Source organism: Methanoculleus nereidis, from assembly GCF_032944295.1.
Classification (GTDB): domain Archaea; phylum Halobacteriota; class Methanomicrobia; order Methanomicrobiales; family Methanoculleaceae; genus Methanoculleus; species Methanoculleus nereidis.
Genome location: NZ_JABFFQ010000001.1, coordinates 813878 through 834447, shown reverse-complemented (window position 1 = coordinate 834447; position 20570 = coordinate 813878). Strand labels below are relative to the sequence as shown.

The 20570-nt window shown below is 63.3% G+C and carries 22 protein-coding genes; 10 read left to right on the top strand and 12 right to left on the bottom strand.

What is annotated here, in order from left to right; genetic code table 11:
* Positions 1-205: 205 nt before the first annotated feature.
* Positions 206-415: a TOBE domain-containing protein gene (locus HL657_RS04390; RefSeq protein ID WP_317295598.1), complete on the top strand. Its 210-nt coding sequence runs from the start codon at positions 206-208 to the stop codon at positions 413-415.
* Between the two features lie 111 nt (positions 416-526).
* On the top strand, positions 527-1036 hold the full coding sequence (locus HL657_RS04385) for a hypothetical protein (protein ID WP_317295597.1): 510 nt from the start codon (positions 527-529) through the stop codon (positions 1034-1036).
* Between the two features lie 453 nt (positions 1037-1489).
* On the opposite strand, the gene HL657_RS04380 is transcribed toward HL657_RS04385, so the two are convergent.
* Positions 1490-1927, bottom strand: coding sequence for an SET domain-containing protein (locus HL657_RS04380; protein ID WP_317295596.1), 438 nt, complete (start codon positions 1925-1927; stop codon positions 1490-1492).
* 227 nt (positions 1928-2154) lie between these two features.
* On the opposite strand from HL657_RS04380, the gene HL657_RS04375 reads away from it, so the two are divergent.
* Positions 2155-3036, top strand: coding sequence for an ABC transporter ATP-binding protein (locus tag HL657_RS04375; protein WP_317295595.1), 882 nt, complete (start codon positions 2155-2157; stop codon positions 3034-3036).
* A gap of 6 nt (positions 3037-3042) precedes the next feature.
* Entirely contained in the window at positions 3043-3810 is a 768-nt protein-coding gene (locus tag HL657_RS04370; RefSeq protein ID WP_317295594.1) for an ABC transporter permease, read from the top strand.
* A 69-nt stretch (positions 3811-3879) separates the two neighbouring features.
* Here the strand turns inward: HL657_RS04370 and HL657_RS04365 are convergent, their stop codons facing one another.
* Together HL657_RS04365 and HL657_RS04360 are read right to left on the bottom strand one after the other, a co-directional pair.
* Positions 3880-4056: a CxxC-x17-CxxC domain-containing protein gene (locus HL657_RS04365; protein WP_317295593.1), complete on the bottom strand. Its 177-nt coding sequence runs from the start codon at positions 4054-4056 to the stop codon at positions 3880-3882.
* 43 nt (positions 4057-4099) lie between these two features.
* Positions 4100-4276 (bottom strand): CxxC-x17-CxxC domain-containing protein, encoded by a 177-nt coding sequence (locus tag HL657_RS04360; RefSeq protein WP_317295592.1) that lies wholly within the window; start codon positions 4274-4276, stop codon positions 4100-4102.
* Between the two features lie 344 nt (positions 4277-4620).
* On the opposite strand from HL657_RS04360, the gene HL657_RS04355 reads away from it, so the two are divergent.
* From HL657_RS04355 to HL657_RS04340, 4 genes are all read left to right on the top strand, one after another.
* Entirely contained in the window at positions 4621-6612 is a 1992-nt protein-coding gene (locus tag HL657_RS04355) for a methyltransferase domain-containing protein (RefSeq protein WP_317295591.1), read from the top strand.
* A 152-nt stretch (positions 6613-6764) separates the two neighbouring features.
* Entirely contained in the window at positions 6765-7904 is a 1140-nt protein-coding gene (locus HL657_RS04350; RefSeq protein ID WP_317295590.1) for a hypothetical protein, read from the top strand.
* Positions 7905-7966: 62 nt separating this feature from the next.
* The gene (nifB, locus tag HL657_RS04345) at positions 7967-8878 is read left to right on the top strand and encodes a nitrogenase cofactor biosynthesis protein NifB (protein ID WP_317295589.1); all 912 of its coding nucleotides are present in this window, start codon (positions 7967-7969) and stop codon (positions 8876-8878) included.
* 30 nt (positions 8879-8908) lie between these two features.
* Complete coding sequence (locus HL657_RS04340) at positions 8909-9766, top strand: DNA-3-methyladenine glycosylase family protein (RefSeq protein ID WP_317295588.1); 858 nt, start codon at positions 8909-8911, stop codon at positions 9764-9766.
* Positions 9767-9769: 3 nt separating this feature from the next.
* Here HL657_RS04340 and HL657_RS04335 read toward each other — a convergent pair whose 3' ends face one another.
* The 5 genes from HL657_RS04335 to HL657_RS04315 form a co-directional block, all read right to left on the bottom strand.
* On the bottom strand, positions 9770-10204 hold the full coding sequence (locus tag HL657_RS04335) for a hypothetical protein (RefSeq protein ID WP_317295587.1): 435 nt from the start codon (positions 10202-10204) through the stop codon (positions 9770-9772).
* A gap of 8 nt (positions 10205-10212) precedes the next feature.
* On the bottom strand, positions 10213-11001 hold the full coding sequence (locus tag HL657_RS04330) for an ABC transporter ATP-binding protein (RefSeq protein WP_317295586.1): 789 nt from the start codon (positions 10999-11001) through the stop codon (positions 10213-10215).
* Entirely contained in the window at positions 11001-11846 is an 846-nt protein-coding gene (locus HL657_RS04325) for an ABC transporter permease (protein ID WP_317295585.1), read from the bottom strand. The genes HL657_RS04330 and HL657_RS04325 overlap by 1 nt, the downstream gene beginning before the upstream one ends.
* Positions 11815-12642 (bottom strand): molybdate ABC transporter substrate-binding protein, encoded by an 828-nt coding sequence (gene modA / locus HL657_RS04320; protein WP_317295584.1) that lies wholly within the window; start codon positions 12640-12642, stop codon positions 11815-11817. The genes HL657_RS04325 and modA overlap by 32 nt, the downstream gene beginning before the upstream one ends.
* 234 nt (positions 12643-12876) lie before the next feature.
* Positions 12877-13158 (bottom strand): hypothetical protein, encoded by a 282-nt coding sequence (locus tag HL657_RS04315; RefSeq protein ID WP_317295583.1) that lies wholly within the window; start codon positions 13156-13158, stop codon positions 12877-12879.
* Between the two features lie 299 nt (positions 13159-13457).
* Here HL657_RS04315 and HL657_RS04310 point away from each other — a divergent pair, with 299 nt between their 5' ends.
* On the top strand, positions 13458-13736 hold the full coding sequence (locus HL657_RS04310) for a hypothetical protein (RefSeq protein ID WP_317295582.1): 279 nt from the start codon (positions 13458-13460) through the stop codon (positions 13734-13736).
* A 75-nt stretch (positions 13737-13811) separates the two neighbouring features.
* Here HL657_RS04310 and HL657_RS04305 read toward each other — a convergent pair whose 3' ends face one another.
* Positions 13812-15038, bottom strand: coding sequence for an adenosylhomocysteinase (locus HL657_RS04305; RefSeq protein ID WP_317295581.1), 1227 nt, complete (start codon positions 15036-15038; stop codon positions 13812-13814).
* A 413-nt stretch (positions 15039-15451) separates the two neighbouring features.
* Between HL657_RS04305 and hisF the strand changes: the two genes are divergently transcribed.
* Entirely contained in the window at positions 15452-16258 is an 807-nt protein-coding gene (hisF, locus tag HL657_RS04300; RefSeq protein ID WP_317295580.1) for an imidazole glycerol phosphate synthase subunit HisF, read from the top strand.
* Here hisF and pheT read toward each other — a convergent pair.
* Genes pheT through HL657_RS04285 form a run of 3 tightly spaced genes read right to left on the bottom strand, consistent with a single transcriptional unit; the run spans position 16215 to position 20561 of the window.
* Positions 16215-17855 (bottom strand): phenylalanine--tRNA ligase subunit beta, encoded by a 1641-nt coding sequence (gene pheT, locus HL657_RS04295; RefSeq protein ID WP_317295579.1) that lies wholly within the window; start codon positions 17853-17855, stop codon positions 16215-16217. The genes hisF and pheT overlap by 44 nt on opposite strands.
* Position 17856: 1 nt before the next feature.
* Complete coding sequence (gene pheS / locus HL657_RS04290; RefSeq protein ID WP_317295578.1) at positions 17857-19302, bottom strand: phenylalanine--tRNA ligase subunit alpha; 1446 nt, start codon at positions 19300-19302, stop codon at positions 17857-17859.
* Between the two features lie 2 nt (positions 19303-19304).
* A complete protein-coding gene (locus HL657_RS04285; protein ID WP_317295577.1) occupies positions 19305-20561 on the bottom strand; it encodes a tryptophan--tRNA ligase in 1257 nt (418 codons plus the stop codon).
* Positions 20562-20570: the final 9 nt, after the last annotated feature.

Here is a 20570-nt window from a genome sequence, read left to right as displayed (position 1 = left end):
CATCGGGATTGAGATCCCAAAACCCTTGCAGCCTCGCTCCCCACTGACCAAGACCGCGATCGGATCCGTATTACTGTTTTTCATCAGGTATGCTTGAATCCACATTCATGCCCGATTCAACAGAGCCCGCACGACCGCACCGGGGGTTCGGGTATCGAAACCTATATCGTTCAGGGTGCCAGACCACCGCCGCGGTGCATGCATCATGAAGGTAAGTGCAAGAAACCAGCTACCCGGAAAAGTAACGAAGATTGAGCAAGGGATGATCCTCGTGGAGATCACCATCGAACTGGACGGCGGCGGCGAGCTCGTTTCGGTCATCACTAAAGGAGCCGTGGAGAACCTCGGGCTTGCCGTCGGCAAGAAGGTCTACGCCGTGGTCAAGTCGACCGAAGTCATGGTCGCCACCGACTAAAAATCCACCCATTTTACCCCGGCCTGCAGTTCCCCAAACAGCAGAGCAGTAACGCATAAATACGCCGGCAACCGTTCTGCACGCGTACCCATCGAGGGAGTACCGGCACCCATGGTACGAGATTATCCCCCCCTGCTGATCGCGGTCCTCATCTGCGTCATGCTCACCGGCACCGCCATCACCTACGGCCTCCTCATGGACGGGGGCGCACCCCCTCCCGGACAGCCCGCCCCGCTCCCGGCCCCGACAGCAACGCCGGGGACGCCGGTGGCGACGGGAGCCCCGGTGCAGGTCACTTCCCGCTCGTTCGCCATCAGCGTCACCCCCGCAGCCGCCACGGTTCGGCCCGGCGACACCGTCAGGTTCACGCTCACGGTGCACCCCGAAGGCGGCTTTTCCGCACCCGTCGAGGTCAGGGTAACCGCTACGGCGCTCGGGGGTGTATACCGCGACAACCATGACCTCGGCACGGTCTCCCCGCCCTACCCGCCGCTCACGTACGACGTCGTGGCGCCCGACCTCCCGCCCCTCGTCTCCACCGCGACCGTGGACGCCACGGTGACGGCGACCGGAGGGGGCATTGTGCGGACGGAGCAGGTGCAGCTGGTCATCCGGCGCTAGAACGCCGGCACGGTATACCGGCCGGCATGGCCTTTGCAGGGGGATCGCGGGATGTTCCGGACAATATCCCCGCTACCATGTCCCCGCGCCCCTGATGGCCCGATACGATCTCCCCAAATTGTCCTTGAATCCCTGAAAATTCTTCAAACTGAAGAGCATTTCTGAGCCACCCACAGGGCCGGCGGGACGGTTACAGGGGTCGGCAGACATTACGGGCGATCGAGAGAATCTCTACGATCTGGAGAGATTAGGGCAAACCCCTTGATTTCCACTGGAGATCCGGTCGCGCGCCCCGGAGCGGCCCGGGAGGTCCGGGGCGCTGTCCCCACCCCCGGCTCCCGGTGCCGGTAAACGCCGCTGCTCCTCCGGCAGCAACCGCGCTCCGGCGCCTCCGTGGGATCGAACCGCCGCGAATACGGGCGTTACGGTGACGCCGCCCGAACACAGGAGCACTCACTCCTCCACCGCATCGAACCAGACGGGGTCGGGGCAGTCGGGCCGGCCGCCGTAGTTGATCGTGATCTCCTCGCCCCGCCGGATGGCACGGTGGGCCAGGATGCGAATCTCGCCCCGGGAAATGTCGCAGACGTGGTCCGCGTTCGCGTGGCGGGAGTGGTTGTAGAGCGACCCGTAGCCGAGCGCCACGGCGGCGAGGTCTCCCCATGCGAAGTAGTAATCGAAGAGGCGCGTCTTATCAAGGAGTCTCTGCTCGTCCGCTCCAGTGAGCACGATCACCGGGCAGACCTCGATCACCTCGCCGGCAAAAAGATCCCTGCGGGCGAAGACTCCCCGCCCGCGGCTGTTCGATGAGCCGACATACACGGTCTCTGGAGGATAGACGGCCCTCCCCGTCCCCACAGCACTATCGGTCATGGTATCGCTGCAACGCACAGAGGTGGGCTCCCTTTGGGCAAAAAAGGATACGGCCCCTCCGCCCTGAGAGATGGAAATGCCGGCCGGATCCTCCGGAAAAAGCAACACAAAGCCACCTGCGCGGATGGAGGGGTTTGCCCCTCCCGGAGCGGAAGGAGCAAGCGAAAAGATGTTGTATTCTCACAACCCCACAGACTCATCAGGAGGAAGAAACAATCGGGGATGTCATCGTAGCACGCGACCTCTTGAAGCAATTCGAGGACCTCGTCGCGGTCGACCGTATCACCTTCCAGGTCAGGGAAGGAGAGGTCTTCGGGTTTCTCGGCCCGAACGGGGCGGGGAAGACGACGACCATGAAGATGATCCAGTGCATCTCCCCAAAGACCGGCGGCACCCTGGAGGTCCTTGGCATGGACGTGGAAACCCACCAGCGGGAGATCAAGAGCCGGCTCGGCGTGGTGCCGCAGGAGACCAATCTCGACCCGGACTTCTCGGCCTACCGGAACCTGCTGGTCTACTCCCGCTACTTCGGCATCCCGCAGCGGGAAGCGGAGAAGCGGGCGGAAGAACTCCTCGCGTTCATGCAGCTCGAGGAGAAGCGGGACGTCCTGATCGACAAACTCTCGGGCGGGATGAAACGGCGGCTGATCATCGCCCGGGCCCTGATCAACGAACCGGAACTGCTCATCCTCGACGAGCCCACCATCGGGCTCGACCCGCAGGCGCGGCACCTGATCTGGGAGAAACTCCGGAGCCTCCAGGCCGAAGGAAACACCCTCGTCCTCACCACACACTACCTGGACGAAGCGGAACGCCTCTGCGACCGGCTGGTGATCATGGACCACGGTAAGATCCTCGTCGAGGGTGCCCCGGCAGACCTCATCCGGGAGCATGCCGGAAACGACGTCGTCGAGGTCGAGCGGACGGAGAAGGTGGTCACCCGCCTCGACGAACTCGGCGTGAACTACGATCTCGCCGGCGACGTGCTCCAGATCTTCACGGACCGTCCAAACGACGTGGCACGCGAACTGCTCGAGGTCTGCCGGCACGAAGCGGCGGTGACGGTCCGCCCGGCAACCCTCGAGGACGTCTTCCTGCGGCTGACCGGCCGAAGCCTGCGGGAGTGAGCGAGCATGATCGACATCACCGCGAGGGTACAGAGCGTCTGGCGGAGGAACTGGGACGCCTTCCTCAGGACCTACCGGGTAAACTTCATCCCGCCCTTTATCGAGCCGGTCCTCTACCTTCTGGCCCTGGGATTCGGGCTCGGGACCTACATCGAGGCGGTCGACGGGATACCCTACCCCGTCTTCATCGCACCGGCCCTCGTCTCAATATCGGTGATGTACTCCGCCTTCTTCGAGTGCACCTACTCGTCGTTCGTCCGGATGTACTACCAGAAGACGTTTGATGCGATCATCGCGACGCCGGTCAGCATCGACGAGGTGATCGCCGGGGAGATGCTCTGGGGCGCCACCCGGGGGATGATCTACGCAACGCTGATGCTCCCGGTGCTCCTTCTCTTCGGCGTCGTCGCCATGCCCTCGTCCCTGCTCCTCATCCCCTTCGCCTACCTTGCAGGCCTCCTCTTTGCGGGCATCGCAATGTGCTTCACGGCGATAACGCCGAGCATCGACGCGCTGAACTACCCATCGTTCCTCTTCATCACCCCGATGTTCCTCTTCTCGGGGACGTTTTTTCCCCTTGACCTCTTACCGCAGCCGATCCAGTACTTTGCCCTCGCCGCCCTCCCGCTCACGCACGTTGTCGGCATCAATCGGGCGATCACGCTCTCGGCGTTTACGTCGGTGAACCTCTTCAGCCTCGCCTGGATCGCGGTGGCGACCGTCTTCTTCTTCGTCCTCGCGATCAGGCTGATGAGAAGGCGGCTTATCGTATGACACGTCCGTGGAGCAAATGATGTTACGGGCTATTCGCTCGAGGCGCGGACGTCTTATGCAAAAAAAGGGTTAGAATCTGGGTTTTCTGTGCTTCGGGAGGCAGTCGCGGCAGTAGACTGGCCGACCCTCCGTTGGCTTGAAAGGAACTTCGCACTCTTTGCCGCAGTCGGAACAGACCGCCTTGTGGAACTCGCGGGGACGGTCCTCAAACGAACGGGGACCCCTGCGAGGATATCTCTCTTCCATTGGAATTTCACTCACTTTTGGAAACAGTATTCATACTGGCTACTCAGAACCGGGGTTTCCTGTGCTTCGGGAGGCAGTCGAGGCAGTAGACTGGCCGACCCTCCGTTGGCTTGAAAGGAACTTCGCACTCTTTGCCGCAGTCGGAACAGACCGCCTTGTGGAACTCGCGGGGACGGTCCTCAAACGAACGGGGGCCCCTGCGGGGGTATCTCTCTTCCATATACTTCAACCATGCAGATAATCTGCACATACACAACTACCTGCCTGCATATATAGGTGCGTCTCACGATCCCATGAACGCAGAGCAGCACGGAACTCCTGCTTCCCGCCACACACCATCCAGTGCGGGCCCCCTCCCCCGGGTGCGTGCCCGGGCTTTCGGGGGAGAGAAATTCCTCTGCAGTGCGGCCATTGACCACCGCAGGGAGAACTGTGGCACAACCCTTTTATCGATACTATCCTACCGAATGATCATCCAACTATGGCACATGATACTCGATCTCTTTTGCAGCCCGGCATAACACCGATCCTGTTCCGGAAACACAACCGGGGGAGTGACCCAGCATGACCGAGGACAGCCACACAGACGAGCCCCCCGATAGCAGGCGCAAGGGAAAGCGCCGGGACAGGAAGTCTATTGGTCCAGTCCCGAACCTTGAAGAGCATGTGAAATCCGACTGGTGGAGGGGTATCTTCAACCGGCTTTACTTAAAGACCGATGGGGATGTCGTCGACGATCCGCAGATCACCGAACGAGAGATTGACCGGATAGCCCGGATCCTGCACCTTCAGCCGGACGAGAAGATCCTCGACCTCTGCTGTGGCCAGGGGAGGCACACCCTCGAACTCGTGCGCAGGGGCTACAACGCCGAAGGCCTCGACCAGTCGCACTACCTGATCCAGCGGGCCCGGTCGACCGCGAAGAAGGAGGGGCTCTCCGTCCGGTTCCGGGAGGGGGACGCCCGCCGACTCCCGTACCGCACCGACACCTACGACGTCGTCCTCGTCCTCGGGAACAGCTTCGGCTACTTCGATTCCGTCGAGGAAGACCTGCGGATCCTCACCGAGCTCCGACGTATCCTCAAACCCTGGGGGCGGGTGCTCCTGGACGTTGCCGACGGCGAGTACTTGAAAGAGCACTTCCTGGCGAGGTCGTGGGAGTGGATCGACGATACGATGTTCGTCTGCCGCGAACGGTCGCTCTCGCTCGACGAACAGCGCCTGATATCCCGGGAGGTGATCACCGACGTCGAGAAGGGCGTCGTGGCCGACCAGTTCTACGCCGAACGTCTCTACACCCCCGAAGCGCTCCGGCGGCTCCTTGAGAAGGCGGGGTTTTCCGGGATCGCCTTCCATGAGATCGCGACCGAGTCGCAACGGAACCAGGACCTCGGCATGATGGAACGCCGCCACATCGTCACCGCGGTCGTCAGGAAGGAGTGGTCGCCAGTGAAGGCGAGAGGGCAGGCGAAGACGAAACACGTCGCGGTGATGCTCGGCGACCCGGCCAGGCCCGACGCCCTGAAACCCTCCTGCGCCTTCGACGACGACGACTTCTACACCATCGACCAGATGAAGGCGGCTCTCCGGGAACTCTCCGGCTACCGGTTCACCTTCCTGTGCAAACACGACACGCTGATCCAGGACCTTCCGAAACTGAGGGGAAAGGTCGACTACGTCTTCAACCTCTGCGACGAGGGGTTCAACAACGACCCGAGGAAAGAACTCCACGTGCCGGCGCTTCTCGAGATGTTCGATATCCCGTACACGGGATCCGGGCCGCAGTCGCTCGCGTTCTGCTACGACAAATCGCTCGTGCGCGGCATCGCGAAAGAGATGGGAATCCCGGTGCCGGACGCCTGCTTCATCACCCCGGGCGACCGTACCTACGACGTCGGCATGAAACTCCCGGCGATCGTCAAGCCGAACGCAGGCGACTCCTCCTACGGCATCACGCAAAAGAGCATCGCCCACACCATCGAGGAACTCTCCGACGTCATCAGCACGCTCCGGACGACACTCGGGTACGACCGCTCGCTCCTCGTCGAGGAGTTTCTCACCGGAAAGGACATCAGCGTCGGCATCATCGGCAACCCCCCCGGATACAGCATGGTGCTGCCTGTCATCGAGGAGGATTACTCCGCGCTGCCCCCAGAACTCCCCCGCATCTGCGGCTACGAAGCGAAGTGGCTCCCTGACTCGCCGTACTGGAAGATCGTATCGAAGCCGGCGGATCTCCCCGAAGAGACCGAGAAGGTGATCGTGCGGTGCTGCCTCGCCCTCTTCGAGCGCCTGGAATGCCGCGACTACTGCCGGTTCGACTGGCGCCTGGACGAGCACGGCAACCCGAAACTCCTCGAGGTCAACCCGAACCCCGGGTGGTGCTGGGACGGCCACCTCGCAAAGATGGCGAAGTACGCGGGCCTGTCGTACCCCGAGATGCTCCGGCGTATCCTCAAAGCCGCGGAGGAGCGATTCGGCATGGAGCCGGAGAGGGATATGCGGGAGACCGGCAAGGAACCTCTTCCGTTCGACTTCAGCCGGCAGACGGCCTGACCCGTCCACTTTTTTCGGCGAGCAGGAACGGCCCGGATCCTCACGAATGCATTTATTCCAAAAGGGCTATTGTCTCCCGCAGATGGCGGTGCCGGAGAGAGATTCTGCCTTCGCGAGGTACGCCCGGGAGGCCGGAGACGCTCGCAAGAGACGTGGAGGACGAGATCGCACGCGAGGAGCAGCGGCAATCAGCCCTCCTCGCCTGCGACGGCCGGCTCCACGTCACCGGGCTCTTCATCCTCGCCGCGGTGCTCGTGAACCTTCTCTTCCTGCTCCTTCTCCCCCGGTACATGCTCTACTGGATCGCATCGAGTTTCATCCTTTACATGGTGAATCCCTTTATCCTGATGATCCCAACCGGGGGTCCGAAAACGGCCTTCCCGGACTGGACGGCGATTGTGGAGTTTCTCGGGTCGATCCGCGGTGCGGGGTGGATATCCTTTCTTGCGGCCGGAGACGCGAGGGTCTACTGGAAGGTCTTCTGGGACACCTTCTTCATCAACTGTCAGCCCCTCGCCGCTGGGTTCGGGCTGGTATTCGGCATCAACGTCATTTTCGCACTCTTCGGCGGGTACATGGCCGGGTCGCTCAGGCCCGGGGCGGCGGCACTGATCGTGCTCCAGTCCCTTGCAATCATCCTCTTCTATGCCGGCATCCTCTACGTCAGGCCCTACACGACGAGTTTCTTCCTCTCGCTCGACGGCATGTGGACGACCCTGCAGGAGAAGGTCCGGGCCGGGTGGCGGGCGGCGATGCGGGTCATCCTCCTCGTCGCCGCCCTGGGGGCCGTGAGCGGGGCCCTCGCCGTATCGGCGATGCTCCTCCCCGGGATGACGTTCTCGACGTTCCTCGCCTCGGCCGATCTCGCCCTCGGATGGGACCTCCTGCCGCTCGCAGCCGTATTCGTTTCACAGGTCGTCATCGTCAGGTACCTGCAGGGGGCGTACAGCCGGGAACTCTTCATGCAGGTCGGCGACTATAAGATCCATGTCTGGCGGGACGGAATCCTGCGCCGGCTCGCCGCATTCCCAAAAACCCCGGAGGTGATCCCGACAGAGGAGCGTCTTGCGGATCTCGTGGCAAACCTGGCGCAGATGCACGGCGACTACCGGCGGATGAAGGCATACACTTCGGAGTATCACAGCATCTTCGGTTTCTTTCCGGTCTACCTCGTCCTGCCCGACGTCGGCCTTATCCTTGACCGGAACCGTGATGCGCCGCGGAAATCCGTGCAGGAACCCGGCGGCAAGGTGCGCACGGACCCGGCCGACCGGACTTCGGGGTATGCATGAGTGCCGCCACCCCGCCGGTACCCATCAGTATATAATATCCTCTGTCGCATAGATCTTATTATATGGCCGATGAGTATCGGACCGCGACGGTCCAGGGCAGGGATGTTCCTTACGATCCGGAGCAGTTGCGCAAGATCAGCGAGCACCCCTGTTACTCCGAGAAGGCGTGCCACGCTTTTGGGCGGTGCCACGTCCCCGTCGCCCCGAAGTGCAACATCCAGTGCAACTACTGCATACGGGACTTTGACTGCGTGAACGAGAGCCGGCCGGGCGTGACGAGCAGGGTCCTCTCCCCGGAGGAGGCGCTCGATCTCGTCAGGAACGTCGTCAAGGAGTACCCCTACGTGAAGGTGGTCGGCATTGCGGGGCCGGGAGAACCGCTCGCAAACCCGGAGACGTTCGAGGCGCTCAAGCTGATCCACGAGGAGTTCCCGCACCTGATCATGTGCATCAGCACAAATGGCCTCATGCTCCCGGAATCGATTGAGGAACTCGCAAAGTACGACGTCGGGAACGTTACGGTCACGCTCAACGCCGTCGATCCTGCTGTCGGCGAGAAGATCTACTCCTGGGTCGAGTACGACGGGAAGAAGTACCACGGGCGTGAGGCGGCAGAACTCCTCCTCTCCCAGCAGATGAAGGGGATCGAGATGGCGGTTGCAAAGAAGATGTTCGTCAAGATCAACACCGTCTACATCCCCGGGATCAACGACGAGCACATCCCCGAGATCGCGAAGAAGGTCGGGGAGATGGGAGCGTTCACCTTCAACGTCATCCCGCTCATCCCGCAGTACAAGTTCGCCGGCATCACCCCCCCAACACCGAAGGAGAAGCGGGAGATGCAGGATCAGTGCGCCCCGTACATCAAGCAGATGCGCCACTGCGCACGTTGTCGGGCGGACGCGATCGGGAAACTGGGCCAGGACGTTCAGTCCTGCGTCTACCAGCAGATGAAGGATGAGAAGGTGGAATAACCTACTTTTTACCTGCCGGTGCTCCCGGCCATGACAACACTCACGCTCGGACCGGATCAGCCGTTCGACCTCGACCTGACGCTCTCCTGCGGGCAGGCGTTCCGCTGGGAGAAGGCGGACGGGTGGTGGCGGGGCGTCGCCGACGGCCGGGCCGTCCGGATACGGCAGGACGAAAACAGGCTCACGTTTGAAGGGGCGGACGCGGGGTTCGTCCGCAACTACTTCCGGCTCGACCAGGACCTTCTGGCCATTCTCTCGTCGATCAATCACGATCCGGCGATCGCTGCCGCGATCCGGGATTGCCGGGGTCTGCGTCTCGTCAGGCAATCACCGTGGGAGTGCCTGGTCTCCTACATCTGCGCCACGAACACGAATATCCCGGCGGTGAAGCGGCGGGCCGCGCTGATGGCGGAGCGCTGCGGAAGGCCGTTAGACGGGCCATTCGGCAGGGCGTATGCGTTCCCGGACCCGGAAGCGTTCGGCGCAGTCTCCCACGCGGATCTGTGGGACTGCAAACTCGGTTACCGGACGGATTACGTCTGCGAGGCAGCCGCATATGCAACAGAGCACCCGGACTGGGCGGAGCGGGTGGCCGCCCTTCCGTTCGAGGAGGCGCGGCAGGCGCTAATGCAGTTCAAGGGTGTCGGGCCGAAAGCGGCAGACTGCGTGCTGCTCTTTGCGTTCGGGTTCTTCGAGGCGTTCCCGGTCGATGTCTGGATACGCCGGATCGTGGGGGAGACCTACCTCTCCGATCTTACCGGCAAAAACTGCACCCCGGCGGAGTACGACCGGATCCGGCGGTTTGCACGGGACTACTTCGGGGAGTATGCCGGATACGCGCAGGAGTACCTCTACTGCGCCCGGGGCCCGGCACGCCGGGCGCAGTGATGCTCACTTGTTCCCGTTGCGGATACGCTCCCGGACGAGCAAGGCTCCCACAAGCAAGATGAGGATGGCGAGGCCGATGGCGACGATGGTGACGAGGGCAATGGGCACTCCGCACACCATGATCACGGGCGAGGCAATCCCGATGGCGACCTGTTTTTCGGGAGGCACAAACGTCCTGTTGTCAGAATCCTGGTGCCGGGAGAGCGGCACACTGTAGAGATGCGCCCTCGTCTCCGGGGGCATGTTCTCCAGGAATTCGGGGCAGATCCTCTCATAGTATTCCCCTACGGATGCGTTCCGCTCAAGCATCTGCTCATATATCTCGGAGTGCGACTCGTTGAACGAGTACTCGATGGCGGTCTCCCCTGCGGCCGATCCCGGCAAAAGTGCGGCAACCGCGAGCAGTGCCAGGAACAGCACGTAGCCTTGTTTCTTCATGGTCGTCATCAGAGGGGCTGGAAGTCCGGCGGCCCCCCGCAATGACCAGTGATTGGCGCCCGGGGCATAAGACCATTGTGGGGCCCCGGCCCGGCAAAGCTCGCGATAAACCCGTTATCCCGCATGCTGAGCACTTCCTCCGGCGCACCGTCGGCCACCACCCGCCCTTCCTCAATGAGGCAGATGCGGTTCCCGAGTTCCAGGGCGTCGCCAAGGTTGTGGGTGACGACGATGCAGGGGATGCCGGCGTTCCTTATCCGGTCGTGGAGTTCTTTCCGCATCGCTCCTTGAGCCCGCATATCGACGGCGGCAAGCGGTTCGTCGAGGAGGAGGATGTCCGGGTCGAGCACCAGCGCCCGTGCGAGGGCCACCCGCTGCCGCTGCCCGCCCGAGAGTCTGCCGACGTTGACGTCCGAAAGATCGGCGAGGTTCATCGCAGCAAGCTGGTTCGCCACGGAAGAGGCGATCTCCGGCCGCGGGACCTTCCGGCACCGGAGGCCGAACGCCACGTTCTCAAAGACGGTCATGTGCGGGAAGAGCGCGTAGGACTGGAAGAGGTGGCCGATCTTGCGGCTCTCGGCAGGGACGTCGATCCGCTCCTCGCTTGAGTAGAGTGTCCTCTCCCCGAGCACGATCTCCCCCGCGTCAGGCGTGAGGATGCCGGAGATCAGGTTCAGCACCGTGGACTTGCCCGCCCCGTTCTCCCCGATCAGGACGAGCGTCTCTCCCTGCCTGACCGAGAGCGTGACGTCGAGGGTAAAGTCGCGGAGGTGCCGGACGGCACGGACGGAGAGCATCAGAGTCTCCTCCGGGTCATGATCTTCACCGAAGCGATCACCCCAAACGATATCGCGACCAGGATGATCGCGAGGCTGATCGCGGCATCGAGGTCGCCCTGCATCGTCGTATAGATGGCAAGCGGCATCGTCTGCGTCCGGCCCTGGAAGTTCCCGGCAAACATGATCGTGGCGCCGAACTCCCCGAGCGCCCGGGCAAACGAGAGTATCGCACCGGAGACGAGCCCGCCCCATGCAAGCGGGATGGTGACCCGGAGGGCGACGGTCGCCGGGGTTGCCCCGAGCGTCCGCGCCGCATCCTCGTAGAGGCGGTCGACCGCCTCGAAACTCGCTCTCGCCTGCCGGATGTAGAACGGCGAGGCCACAAAGACCTGTGCGAGGATCACCGCAACTGTGGTGAAAGCGATGGAGATGCCGAAGTGGTCGAGGTACTGCCCGACCACGCCCCGGCGGCCGAAGGCCATCAGCAGCGCGATGCCCGCCACCGCCGGCGGCAGGACGATGGGAAGGTCGGTGAGCGTATCGACGATCGCTCTCCCAGGGTAGTCGTGCCGGGCATTCACCAGGGCAAGAGGCGTTCCGAAGATGACCACGATCGCCGTGCTCACCGCCGCGGTGACGAGTGAGAGGGAGAGCGCGTCGAGCACCACCGGTTCGGCGAGCGACCGGAGGAACGCCTCAGGCGATATGCGCAGGAAGAGCGAGGCGACCGGCAGCGTGACGAAGAGGAGGAAGAGGGCGACGAGGGCGGCAACGAGGGGGGTGAGACCCGCCCTCGAGACTCGCGCCAGGCCGCCTTCGCGCCGGGTCACCTCAGGACTCTGCCGGAATGGGGTCGAATCCATACTCCGTCAGGATGGCGCTGCCGTCCGGGCCCCGGACGAACGCTATGAAGGACTCCGCTTCGGTCTTGTGTAGCGACTCCGCAAGGATGCCGAGCGGATACGTGGCCATGACATTATACTCCGCCGGAACCTCGATCCGGGACACCTTCTCGAGGTCGTCCTTCGAGACGTCCGATTTGTAGACGAACGCCGCGTCCGCCTCCCCGAGCGTCAATTTGGGCACCACGGAACTCACCGCAGTCTCCTCGGAGATGACGTTGTTCATCACGGCCTCCCGGTATGCCTCGCCGTATGCGGGATCGGCAGCCATCTTATCGAGCACCTGCCGGGTGTAGTCGCCGAAGGGGACGTCTTTGGTGCCGATGACAATCTTCGTGCCCGGGTTTGCCAGGTCGGGAAGACCCGTGATCCCGGCCGGATTGTCGACCGGGACGATCAGGGCCATGCTGTTCCCGAGGAAGACCGCCACGGTATCGTCATCCATGAGCCCGCCGTCCTGGAGGGCCTTCATGTGCTTTTCGCTCGCGGAGACGAAGATATCGGGGTTCGCTCCCTGCTCGATCTGGGTGCGGAGGGCCTGCGATCCGTCGAAGACCAGGTCGATCCTGACGTTTTCGTTCTGTGCCTCGTAGGCTTTGCCGATATCCGTAAAGGCTCCCGTGAGCGACGCGGCCGTAAAGACGGTCAGAGTTGTCTCTCCCGGAGTTTCTTCTGTGGTCGTGCATCCCGCAACCAGGAGGCCGGCGATGATCACGAGGGTCAGGGCAACAAGGGTTGCCGTGGTAGGTACTTTCATACTAATGACACCTTGCTATAGAGGATTGCGGCACGGGATATTTAATTTAGCTTATTTTGGACCCAAATTAAGGATATTTGATTTACGCGCCCGGCGAGTATAAAAACATGTTGTGCTGCCGGCTGCCGGAACGGACGATAAAAGAGTTCGAGAAGGCTCTGCCGGGCGGTCGGGCGAGAACCGGCCGGCACCCCGGCTGTGCCGGTCACGCGGAGGTGGAGCGATAGGTCCGGATCAGGTACGCCGCCGCTTCACTTCATCCAGGAGCTCGCGGCGGACTCCCTCGATACGCTCGTTCACCATCCGGGCAAGGGGTTCTTCCCCGGAAACATCGTAACGTGGAGTCTCCCGGCATCGCATCTCTTCGAGCGTCCTCGCCTTCGTCAGCTCCCCGATGACGGACTGGGCCATATTCGAGTACTCGCCGCTGTCGACCTTCTCCTTCAGCCACCGGTAGAGATGGCCCGGGAGCCGCACACCCACCTGCTTGCTTGAGACGTTATCGGGAGACTCCATCTTCCTATTCAGGTATCCCGGCAGGACAATTATATTATACCGTTTTTATTTTTCCAATCAGATACCTATAGATACCGATAGGTATCATTTAAGCAGTAGGAGCCCCTATAGGGGTGCATGAGACAGAGCAAGCCGACCGGGCGGTACCTGCCCGGCGATCGCAGGCGGACCCAAAAGATATGGGAGTGTGGCATCCCGTGGAGAGACAACCGCACTGTAACCAGGGGGACGGGCGTGTGCGCGGGTTAAGCGTGGCTGAAAAGACGATGTGCCCGCCGTGCGACACCGGTGATACCGGAGTGGATGGATCTGCCCCCTGCCCATTCTGCGGGTGCCGGGACCACGTCAAGGAGATCATGACCGCCAACCCGCGGGTCCATACCGTCCATCAATGCCTCAAATGCGGCCACTGGTTCGACGACCGGGGGCCGGCATGCCCCCGGTGCGGCTCCCCGGGGGAACTCCTGGGGAATGTCGACGCTCCCGGGTGCGGCATGTATGCGCAGTACCGCTGCTGCGAGTGCGGCCACGGGTTCATATTACGAATGAATTGTGACGGAGACACCTGTCAGACCTGACGGCGTATCGGTCCCGGCCCTTCCGTTTTTCCCACCCCGGATATTGCACAGGGATTTGTATTAAAAAAAGTGGATTTACGTCCCGATCGTCCAGCTGCTCATGTAGGTTTCCTGCTCGGGCGTCAGCCGGTCGATAGAGAGGCCGAGCGCGTCGAGTTTCAGCCGCGCCACGGCCTCGTCGATGACGGACGGGACGTCGTGTACGCCGGGAGCGAGTTCGCGGCCGTGCTTCGCGATGAACTCGGCGGAGAGCGCCTGGACCGCGAAGCTCAGGTCCATGACCTCGACGGGGTGGCCCATGCCTTTCGGCGTCGCGAGGTTCACGAGCCTTCCTTCGGCAAGGACGTGAACGGCTTTGCGGCCGAGAACGTAGGTGTCGACACCGTCCCGGTGGACGACGGAGTCCGCGTGCGATTCGAGCCAGTCGACGTCGATCTCCACGTTGAAATGGCCGGCGTTCGCGAGGATTGCCCCGTCCTTCATCTTCGGGAAGTGCCGCTCCGTGAGGATGCTCGTATTGCCGGTGGTGGTGACGAAGATATCGCCGAGGCGTGCCGCGTCATCCATCGTCATGACGTCGAACCCGTCCATATGCGCCTGCAACGCTCTTCTGGGGTCGACCTCGGTCACGATGACGCGGGCGCCGAGGCTCCGGGCCTTCTGGGCAAGCCCCCGGCCGCAGTAGCCGTAGCCGGCGACGACGAACCTCTTCCCGGCGATGAGGATGTTCGTCGTGATCATGATCGACGCAAGCGAACTCTCCCCGGTGCCGTGAACGTTGTCGAAGAAGTGCTTCATCGGGGTGTCGTTGACGGCGATGACCGGGAACCTGAGCGCCCCCTCCTGTGCCATCGCGCGGAGCCGGTGGATGCCGGTCGTGGTCTCCTCGCACCCGCCGATGACCGAGTCCAGCACCTCCTGCCGCTCGGTGTGGATGCGGTGGATCAGGTCCATGCCGTCATCGACGGTGATCGCGGGATGGGCGTCGAGCACCCGGTCGATGGCCGCGTAGTACTCCTCAACGCTGGCTCCCCGGCGGGCATAGGAGTGAATCCGCTCCCGGGTATCGAGCGCCATCGCGACGTCGTCCTGGGTCGAGAGGGGGTTGCACCCCGTGATGTGCACCTCGGCGCCACCCGCGGCGAACGTCTCGACCAGCACCGCGGTCTTCGCCTCGACGTGCAGGGCCATGCCGATAGTCATCCCGGAAAACGGCTTCTCCTCGACGAAACGCTTCCGAATGGACGAGAGTACCGGCATGTACTGCCGCGCCCATGCAATTTTTAGATCTCCAGACTCCATAAAAACCACCAGACCGTTTATCCCGCCCGGATATTCTCCGGTTTGTCTGTAAAGGTGTCTTTCGTGAGTACTTAAAAGTAGGGGAGCAGCACGGGCTCCAGGGGATCCGGTTCGCCCGAGGGTATGTGCAACCTCTATTGACGGAGATCCTCCAAGGAGCCCCGGAGTGTTCAGCCATTTTCCAGTCGCAAAAATCGGAAACGGATTTCCACCGGATATCGCCATTGGGGGAGGGGCTGACGGGGAGGGGGGAGCATCCCCCCTCCCCTGTCTCCAACCCGCTCCTCCTGTGTTCGTGCTCCGGTTCCAACGAAACTTCGCAAGTCGGAAACGCTACGCGTTTTCTCCTGCTCCTGCCCTTCGGCCAGTCGCATAGGCAAACCCTCATCACCTCCGCCTCAAAACCACTACACATGGTTCTGACCAAGCGGATCATCCCCTGCCTTGACCTCAAGGACGGGCGGGTGGTCAAGGGCACGCACTTCGTCGGCCTGCGCGACGCGGGCGATCCCGTGGAACTCGCCCAGCGCTACAACGAGCAGGGCGCGGACGAGGTGGTCTTCCTCGACATCACCGCCACCAGGGAAGACCGGGGCACCATCATCGACGTCGTGCAGCGGGCGGCCGACCAGCTCTTCCTCCCGCTCACCGTCGGCGGCGGCATCCGGACCATCGAGGATATGAAGCAGATCCTCCGGGCGGGCGCGGACAAGGTGAGCATCAACTCGAGCGCCGTCGCCGACCCGAACCTGATCTCGCAGGGCGCGGAGCGATTCGGCACCCAGTGCGTCGTCGTCGCCGTCGATGTCCGGCGCAACTACGAGACGGCACCGGGAAAAACGCCCATAACACTCGCCGACGGCCAGGAGTGCTGGTACGAGGTCGTGACCCACGGCGGGAGCCGGGGCACGGGGCTTGACGCCGTCGCCTGGGCGAGAGAGGCGGAGGAGCGCGGGGCGGGCGAGATCCTGCTCACCAGCATGGAGGCCGACGGGACGAAGGAGGGGTTCGATATCCCGATCACGAGAGCGGTCTCGGAGACGGTCGGCATCCCGGTGGTCGCGAGCGGCGGCGTGGGGACGCTCGAGCACTTTTACGGGGGGTTCACGGAAGGAAAGGCCGACGCCTGCCTTGCGGCAAGCGTCTTCCACTACGGCGAGTTCACCGTCCGCCAGGTCAAGGAGTACCTGGCAGGGCGGGGTATCCCGGTACGGCTGTAAGATCGAGCGCGAACGCCGCGACCGAATGCTCGAGGTCGAACGCCCCGAGAACGGCGGGGTGGATCTCCCCGAACACCCCCACTATTTTTCCGTCGACGACGATATCCCCGCGGCGGCCGTCGAGGAACGCCGGATCGGCCGACTCGACGACCGTGTAGGAGAGCGAGAGCTCGCGGCAGAGGACGTCCGCCGCCGCGTATGCCTCGGAGAAGTCGGCCGCCGGGTGGATACTGACCGCCGCGACCTTCGGGTAGGTGACGCAGTCCTCGACCACGTCGCCCACGGTAAAGAGCCGCTGCGGGAGTTCGCGGTGCTTGTTCGCAAGAAGCATCTCCATCAGCAGGGGGAGGAGGTCGGTCCTGACCACCGTCTGCTCCTCGCTGATCGGGTGGAGCAGCCGCAGGGTTCCGGGCGCGGGCTCCCGCTGCATGTTCGCATACAGCACCCGGTCGTTTGAGAGGGTGAACGGGATCGCCTCGAGGTACCCAAGACCGGTCATCACCGACCGGACCGCTCCCGTGATGGCACTGATCGGGTGCTCCTGTGCGACCGTGGAGGTCGCCGGGAGGGCGGCATCGAAGTTCTCGATGCCGTAGGCGATCGCCACGTCCTCGAAGATATCCCAGTCGTGGAGGATGTCCGAGCGGTAGCAGGGGACGAGGATCCGGACCCTTGAAGCGCCGTCGGGCTCGGCGTCAAAGCGCATCCGGCGAAGGAGCCGCGACATCTCCTCTGCCGTGAGGGGGAGGCCGAGGAGGCGGGAGCACTCCCCGACCGAGACCACCCGCTCTGCGGGGGCGAGCGTCGGCATCTCCTCGCCCTCGACGGTGACGGTCTCGATCGTCGCCCCGGCCTCGGCGAGCGCCGTGCAGATGATGTTCACCGCCGTCATCACCGCCTTTCTGTCGGTGCCGGTGCAGTCGAGCAGGATGTTCTTCGTCGCCGCCGTGACCCGCGTCAGCTCGCCGTTGATGATCGGCGGGAAGGAGAGCACCCGGTTCTCGGCATCGACGATCAGCGGGAACTTATCGAAGTTCTCCACCAGGTGGGCGTAGTCCCGGCCCTTCGGGTGGTCGGCGAGCATCTCCTCCATCGTCATCTCCCGCTCGAAGTCCAGCGGGACGAAGGAGCGGTTCCGGGGCGAGGCGACGTAGCGGAAGGGAGGTTTGACCGTATCGAGGTCGTGGACGCCGATCGCCACCTTGCCCCGCCCGCGCCCGACCGCCCAGTGGAGGGCTTCCTGGAGTGCCATCAGGCTCTCGATCCCCTCTTCGTCGAGGGCGACGTTCCGGATCACGGCCGAGCCGAGGAACGGCCGGATATCGGCAAGGTTCGGGTCGACCGAGAAGGTGATCCCGGAGGGGCGGACGGTGTAGTTCGGAAGCCCTTCCTCGATACCGAGGAACCCGCGCATCGCCCGGGCGACACCCTCGGGCGAGTAGAGGTCGGGACGGTTCGGGAAGAACTCGACGTCCACGTGGTCTTCCTCGATCCTCTCGATGTCGGCCCCGATCATCGGAACGCGGTCGATGATCGTCTGCCGGTCGGTGCCGGCCAGCCGTTCCAGGTACCGGTAAGGTAACGTGATTATTGCCATATTACCGCCTCCCGCCGTAGGTGGGCGTATCCCGGACCCACTCGACGTCGCTCCGGTAGAGCTGCCGGAGATCCCGCAGCCCGAGCCGGAGCATCGCCACCCGGCTGATCCCGAGACCCCACGCGAGCACCGGGTGCTCGATCCCGAAGGGCTCGGTCACCTCCTGGCGGAAGATGCCCGACCCGCCGAGTTCCACCCAGCCAAGCCCGTCGACGTAGACCTCCGGCTCCACGGAGGGCTCGGTGTAGGGGAAATAGCCTGGCCGGAACCGGACCTTCTCAAAGCCCATCTTGGCGTAGAACTCCTTTAAGAAACCGAGGAGGTGGCGTAAATTGACGTCTTCGTCCATGACGATCCCCTCGAGCTGTTCGAACTCCGCGAGGTGGGTGGGATCGATCGCCTCCCGCCGGTAGACCCGGCCGATGCAGAACGCCCTGACCGGCGGCTTCGGGTGCGCGGCGAGGTGCTGGATGGAGAGGCTTGTCGTGTGCGTCCGGAGCACGCACTGCTCCGCCTTCTCGGCGCTCCAGGTGCCTCCCCATCCGGTCGAGGAGGTTCCACCGCCGTGCTCGTGCATATCGCGGACGCGCTCGTAGCCCGCCGGGAGCGGCCGGCGCTCGCCGAGGAAGAAGGTGTCCTGCATCTCCCGCGCCGGGTGGTCCTGCGGCTGGAAGAGGGCGTCGAAGTTCCAGAACGAACTCTGGACGATCCCGCCCGACATCTCCTCGAACCCCATATCGAAGAGGATGCGGCGCATCTCGTCGATGATGCGCTGGTAGGGATGCACCTTTCCGGGATAGGCGCGCCTCGGGAGTTTCGTGACGTCGTAGCGCCGGAGGGGGAGAGACTTCCACTCACCGGAGAGGATCTGCTCGCGGGTGAGCGTCCCCGCCTCTTCCCGCAGGTCGAGGCCCTGGCTGAGGAGTTCGCGGCCGCGAGGCGTGATCGAGACGGTGTAGGCGACGGTCTCCTCCTCCTCGACGAGCCCGCGTTTCGCGAGATCGGCGACTCCTCCGCCGTCGGCGATCTCGCCGTTCTCGGCGAGCCGGGCGAACGCGGCTTCGTCGGGGCCCGGGGCGGTCTTACCGGTCTTTGTCACGACCCCGTCACGGATCGCGATCCAGCCTTTTTTGCGCATCCAGCCGATGGCGATCTTTGCGAGCGGATGGCTCTGGAGATCCCGCATCGGGATTGTCTCCTCAAAACTCTCGAGCAACTGCCGCTCGGGAAGGCCCTTTCCCATGTAGGCCCGTCCCTCTTCTGTCGGGACGTACCGACGGGCGACGTGTTTTTCCACGTCCACGAGCCCCCGCTCGCCGGCAAGGTTCGCATACTGCACCACCGCCTCCCGGCGGGTATCCATCTTCTCCGCAAGCACGGCCGTATCGGCCGTCCCTATCGATCCCAGAACAACCAGGAGCTTTTTTTCGTTCAGCGTCAGTTCCACTCTCACACTTCCTCTGCAAGGTGCTCGACCGCATCCATCCTATCTCGTAAATCCTTGAGGAACGCATTCACGCGCTCCAGCGTCTCTTTCTTGCACTGCCCGCAGGTGAGTTCGCCGCTCTCGCACCGGCGGGCGAGATCGGCGAGTTCCACGTCGTCCTCGAGCATGTGGAAGAGGTTCAAGAGGTAGACCGAGCAGGCGTCCGGCTCGCCCCCGAGACGCTTCTGCTCCTCGAGCGTCATCCGCCCGCCGGTCTTCGCCGCCATGACCTTCTTCCTGACCGACTTTTCGGACTCGTAGAACCCGAACGAACTCTCGGGCGCGCTGCTCGACATCTTCCCACCCTGGAGCCCGGGCATGAAGATGTGGTAGGTCGACGAGGGGAGGTAGAACCCGAACCCGCCGTGAGCGATCTCGATCTCGCGGACGGCATCCTCGACCCGGTCCAGCGGAAGGCCCCTGACGTCCACGTGGCCCGCGTACTTCTTCGAGCCGGGGAAAGCCCGATGTACGGCCTCGAGAGCTGCTTCGGGAGCGTTCTTCGACCGGACGCTGATATGGTCGCCGCGGTCCTCGACCGTGAACTGCCTGAGTTTGTAGGCCACGTCCCGGGTGAGCCGGAGATGGGGGTCCTGGTCGAGGCCGACCGGGACGATTGTTGGTGCGGGGCCGGCGTCGAGCTGCGGGAAGAGGATGTCGGCCACCTGGGTGATGACGCTCATCGCGTGGGAGAGCGAAGTATCGGGCCCGAACCCGTAGATCGCCGTCATCTCGGAGAAGTTCACCTTCGTGGACGCCTCGAACGCGAGATCCTTCAAGCGGTCGTTCTTGCTCTGGTAGTAGGTCGTGCCCTCAAATCCCAGGGCGTAGAGGGCCTTGAGATACTCCTTCCCGTACTCGCGGCACTTCTCCCACGAGATGCCGCGGACCGCGTGCGCCTCCCGGTCGGCGACGGCGACGTAGCCGTTCCCGCCCTGCTGGACGTGCCAGACGACCTCCTTCATGACCATCAGGTGCCCGAGATGCGGGAGGCCTGAGGGCATGAACCCGGTCAGCACGTGAAACGGGGTTTTGTTCCGGATGGCGTCGGCGACCAGGCTGTAATCCCGGTGCCCGACGACGATACCCCTGCGCATAAACTGCGGTACCTCGGGAAGCCTTCGTGCGACCTCACCGATCGGCTCGATGCCGAACTCGGCAAAGAGTCTATCCACATCGACGGTCTGGTTATTCGACCACGGGTTCATTTCGGAATGCATGTGCTGTCG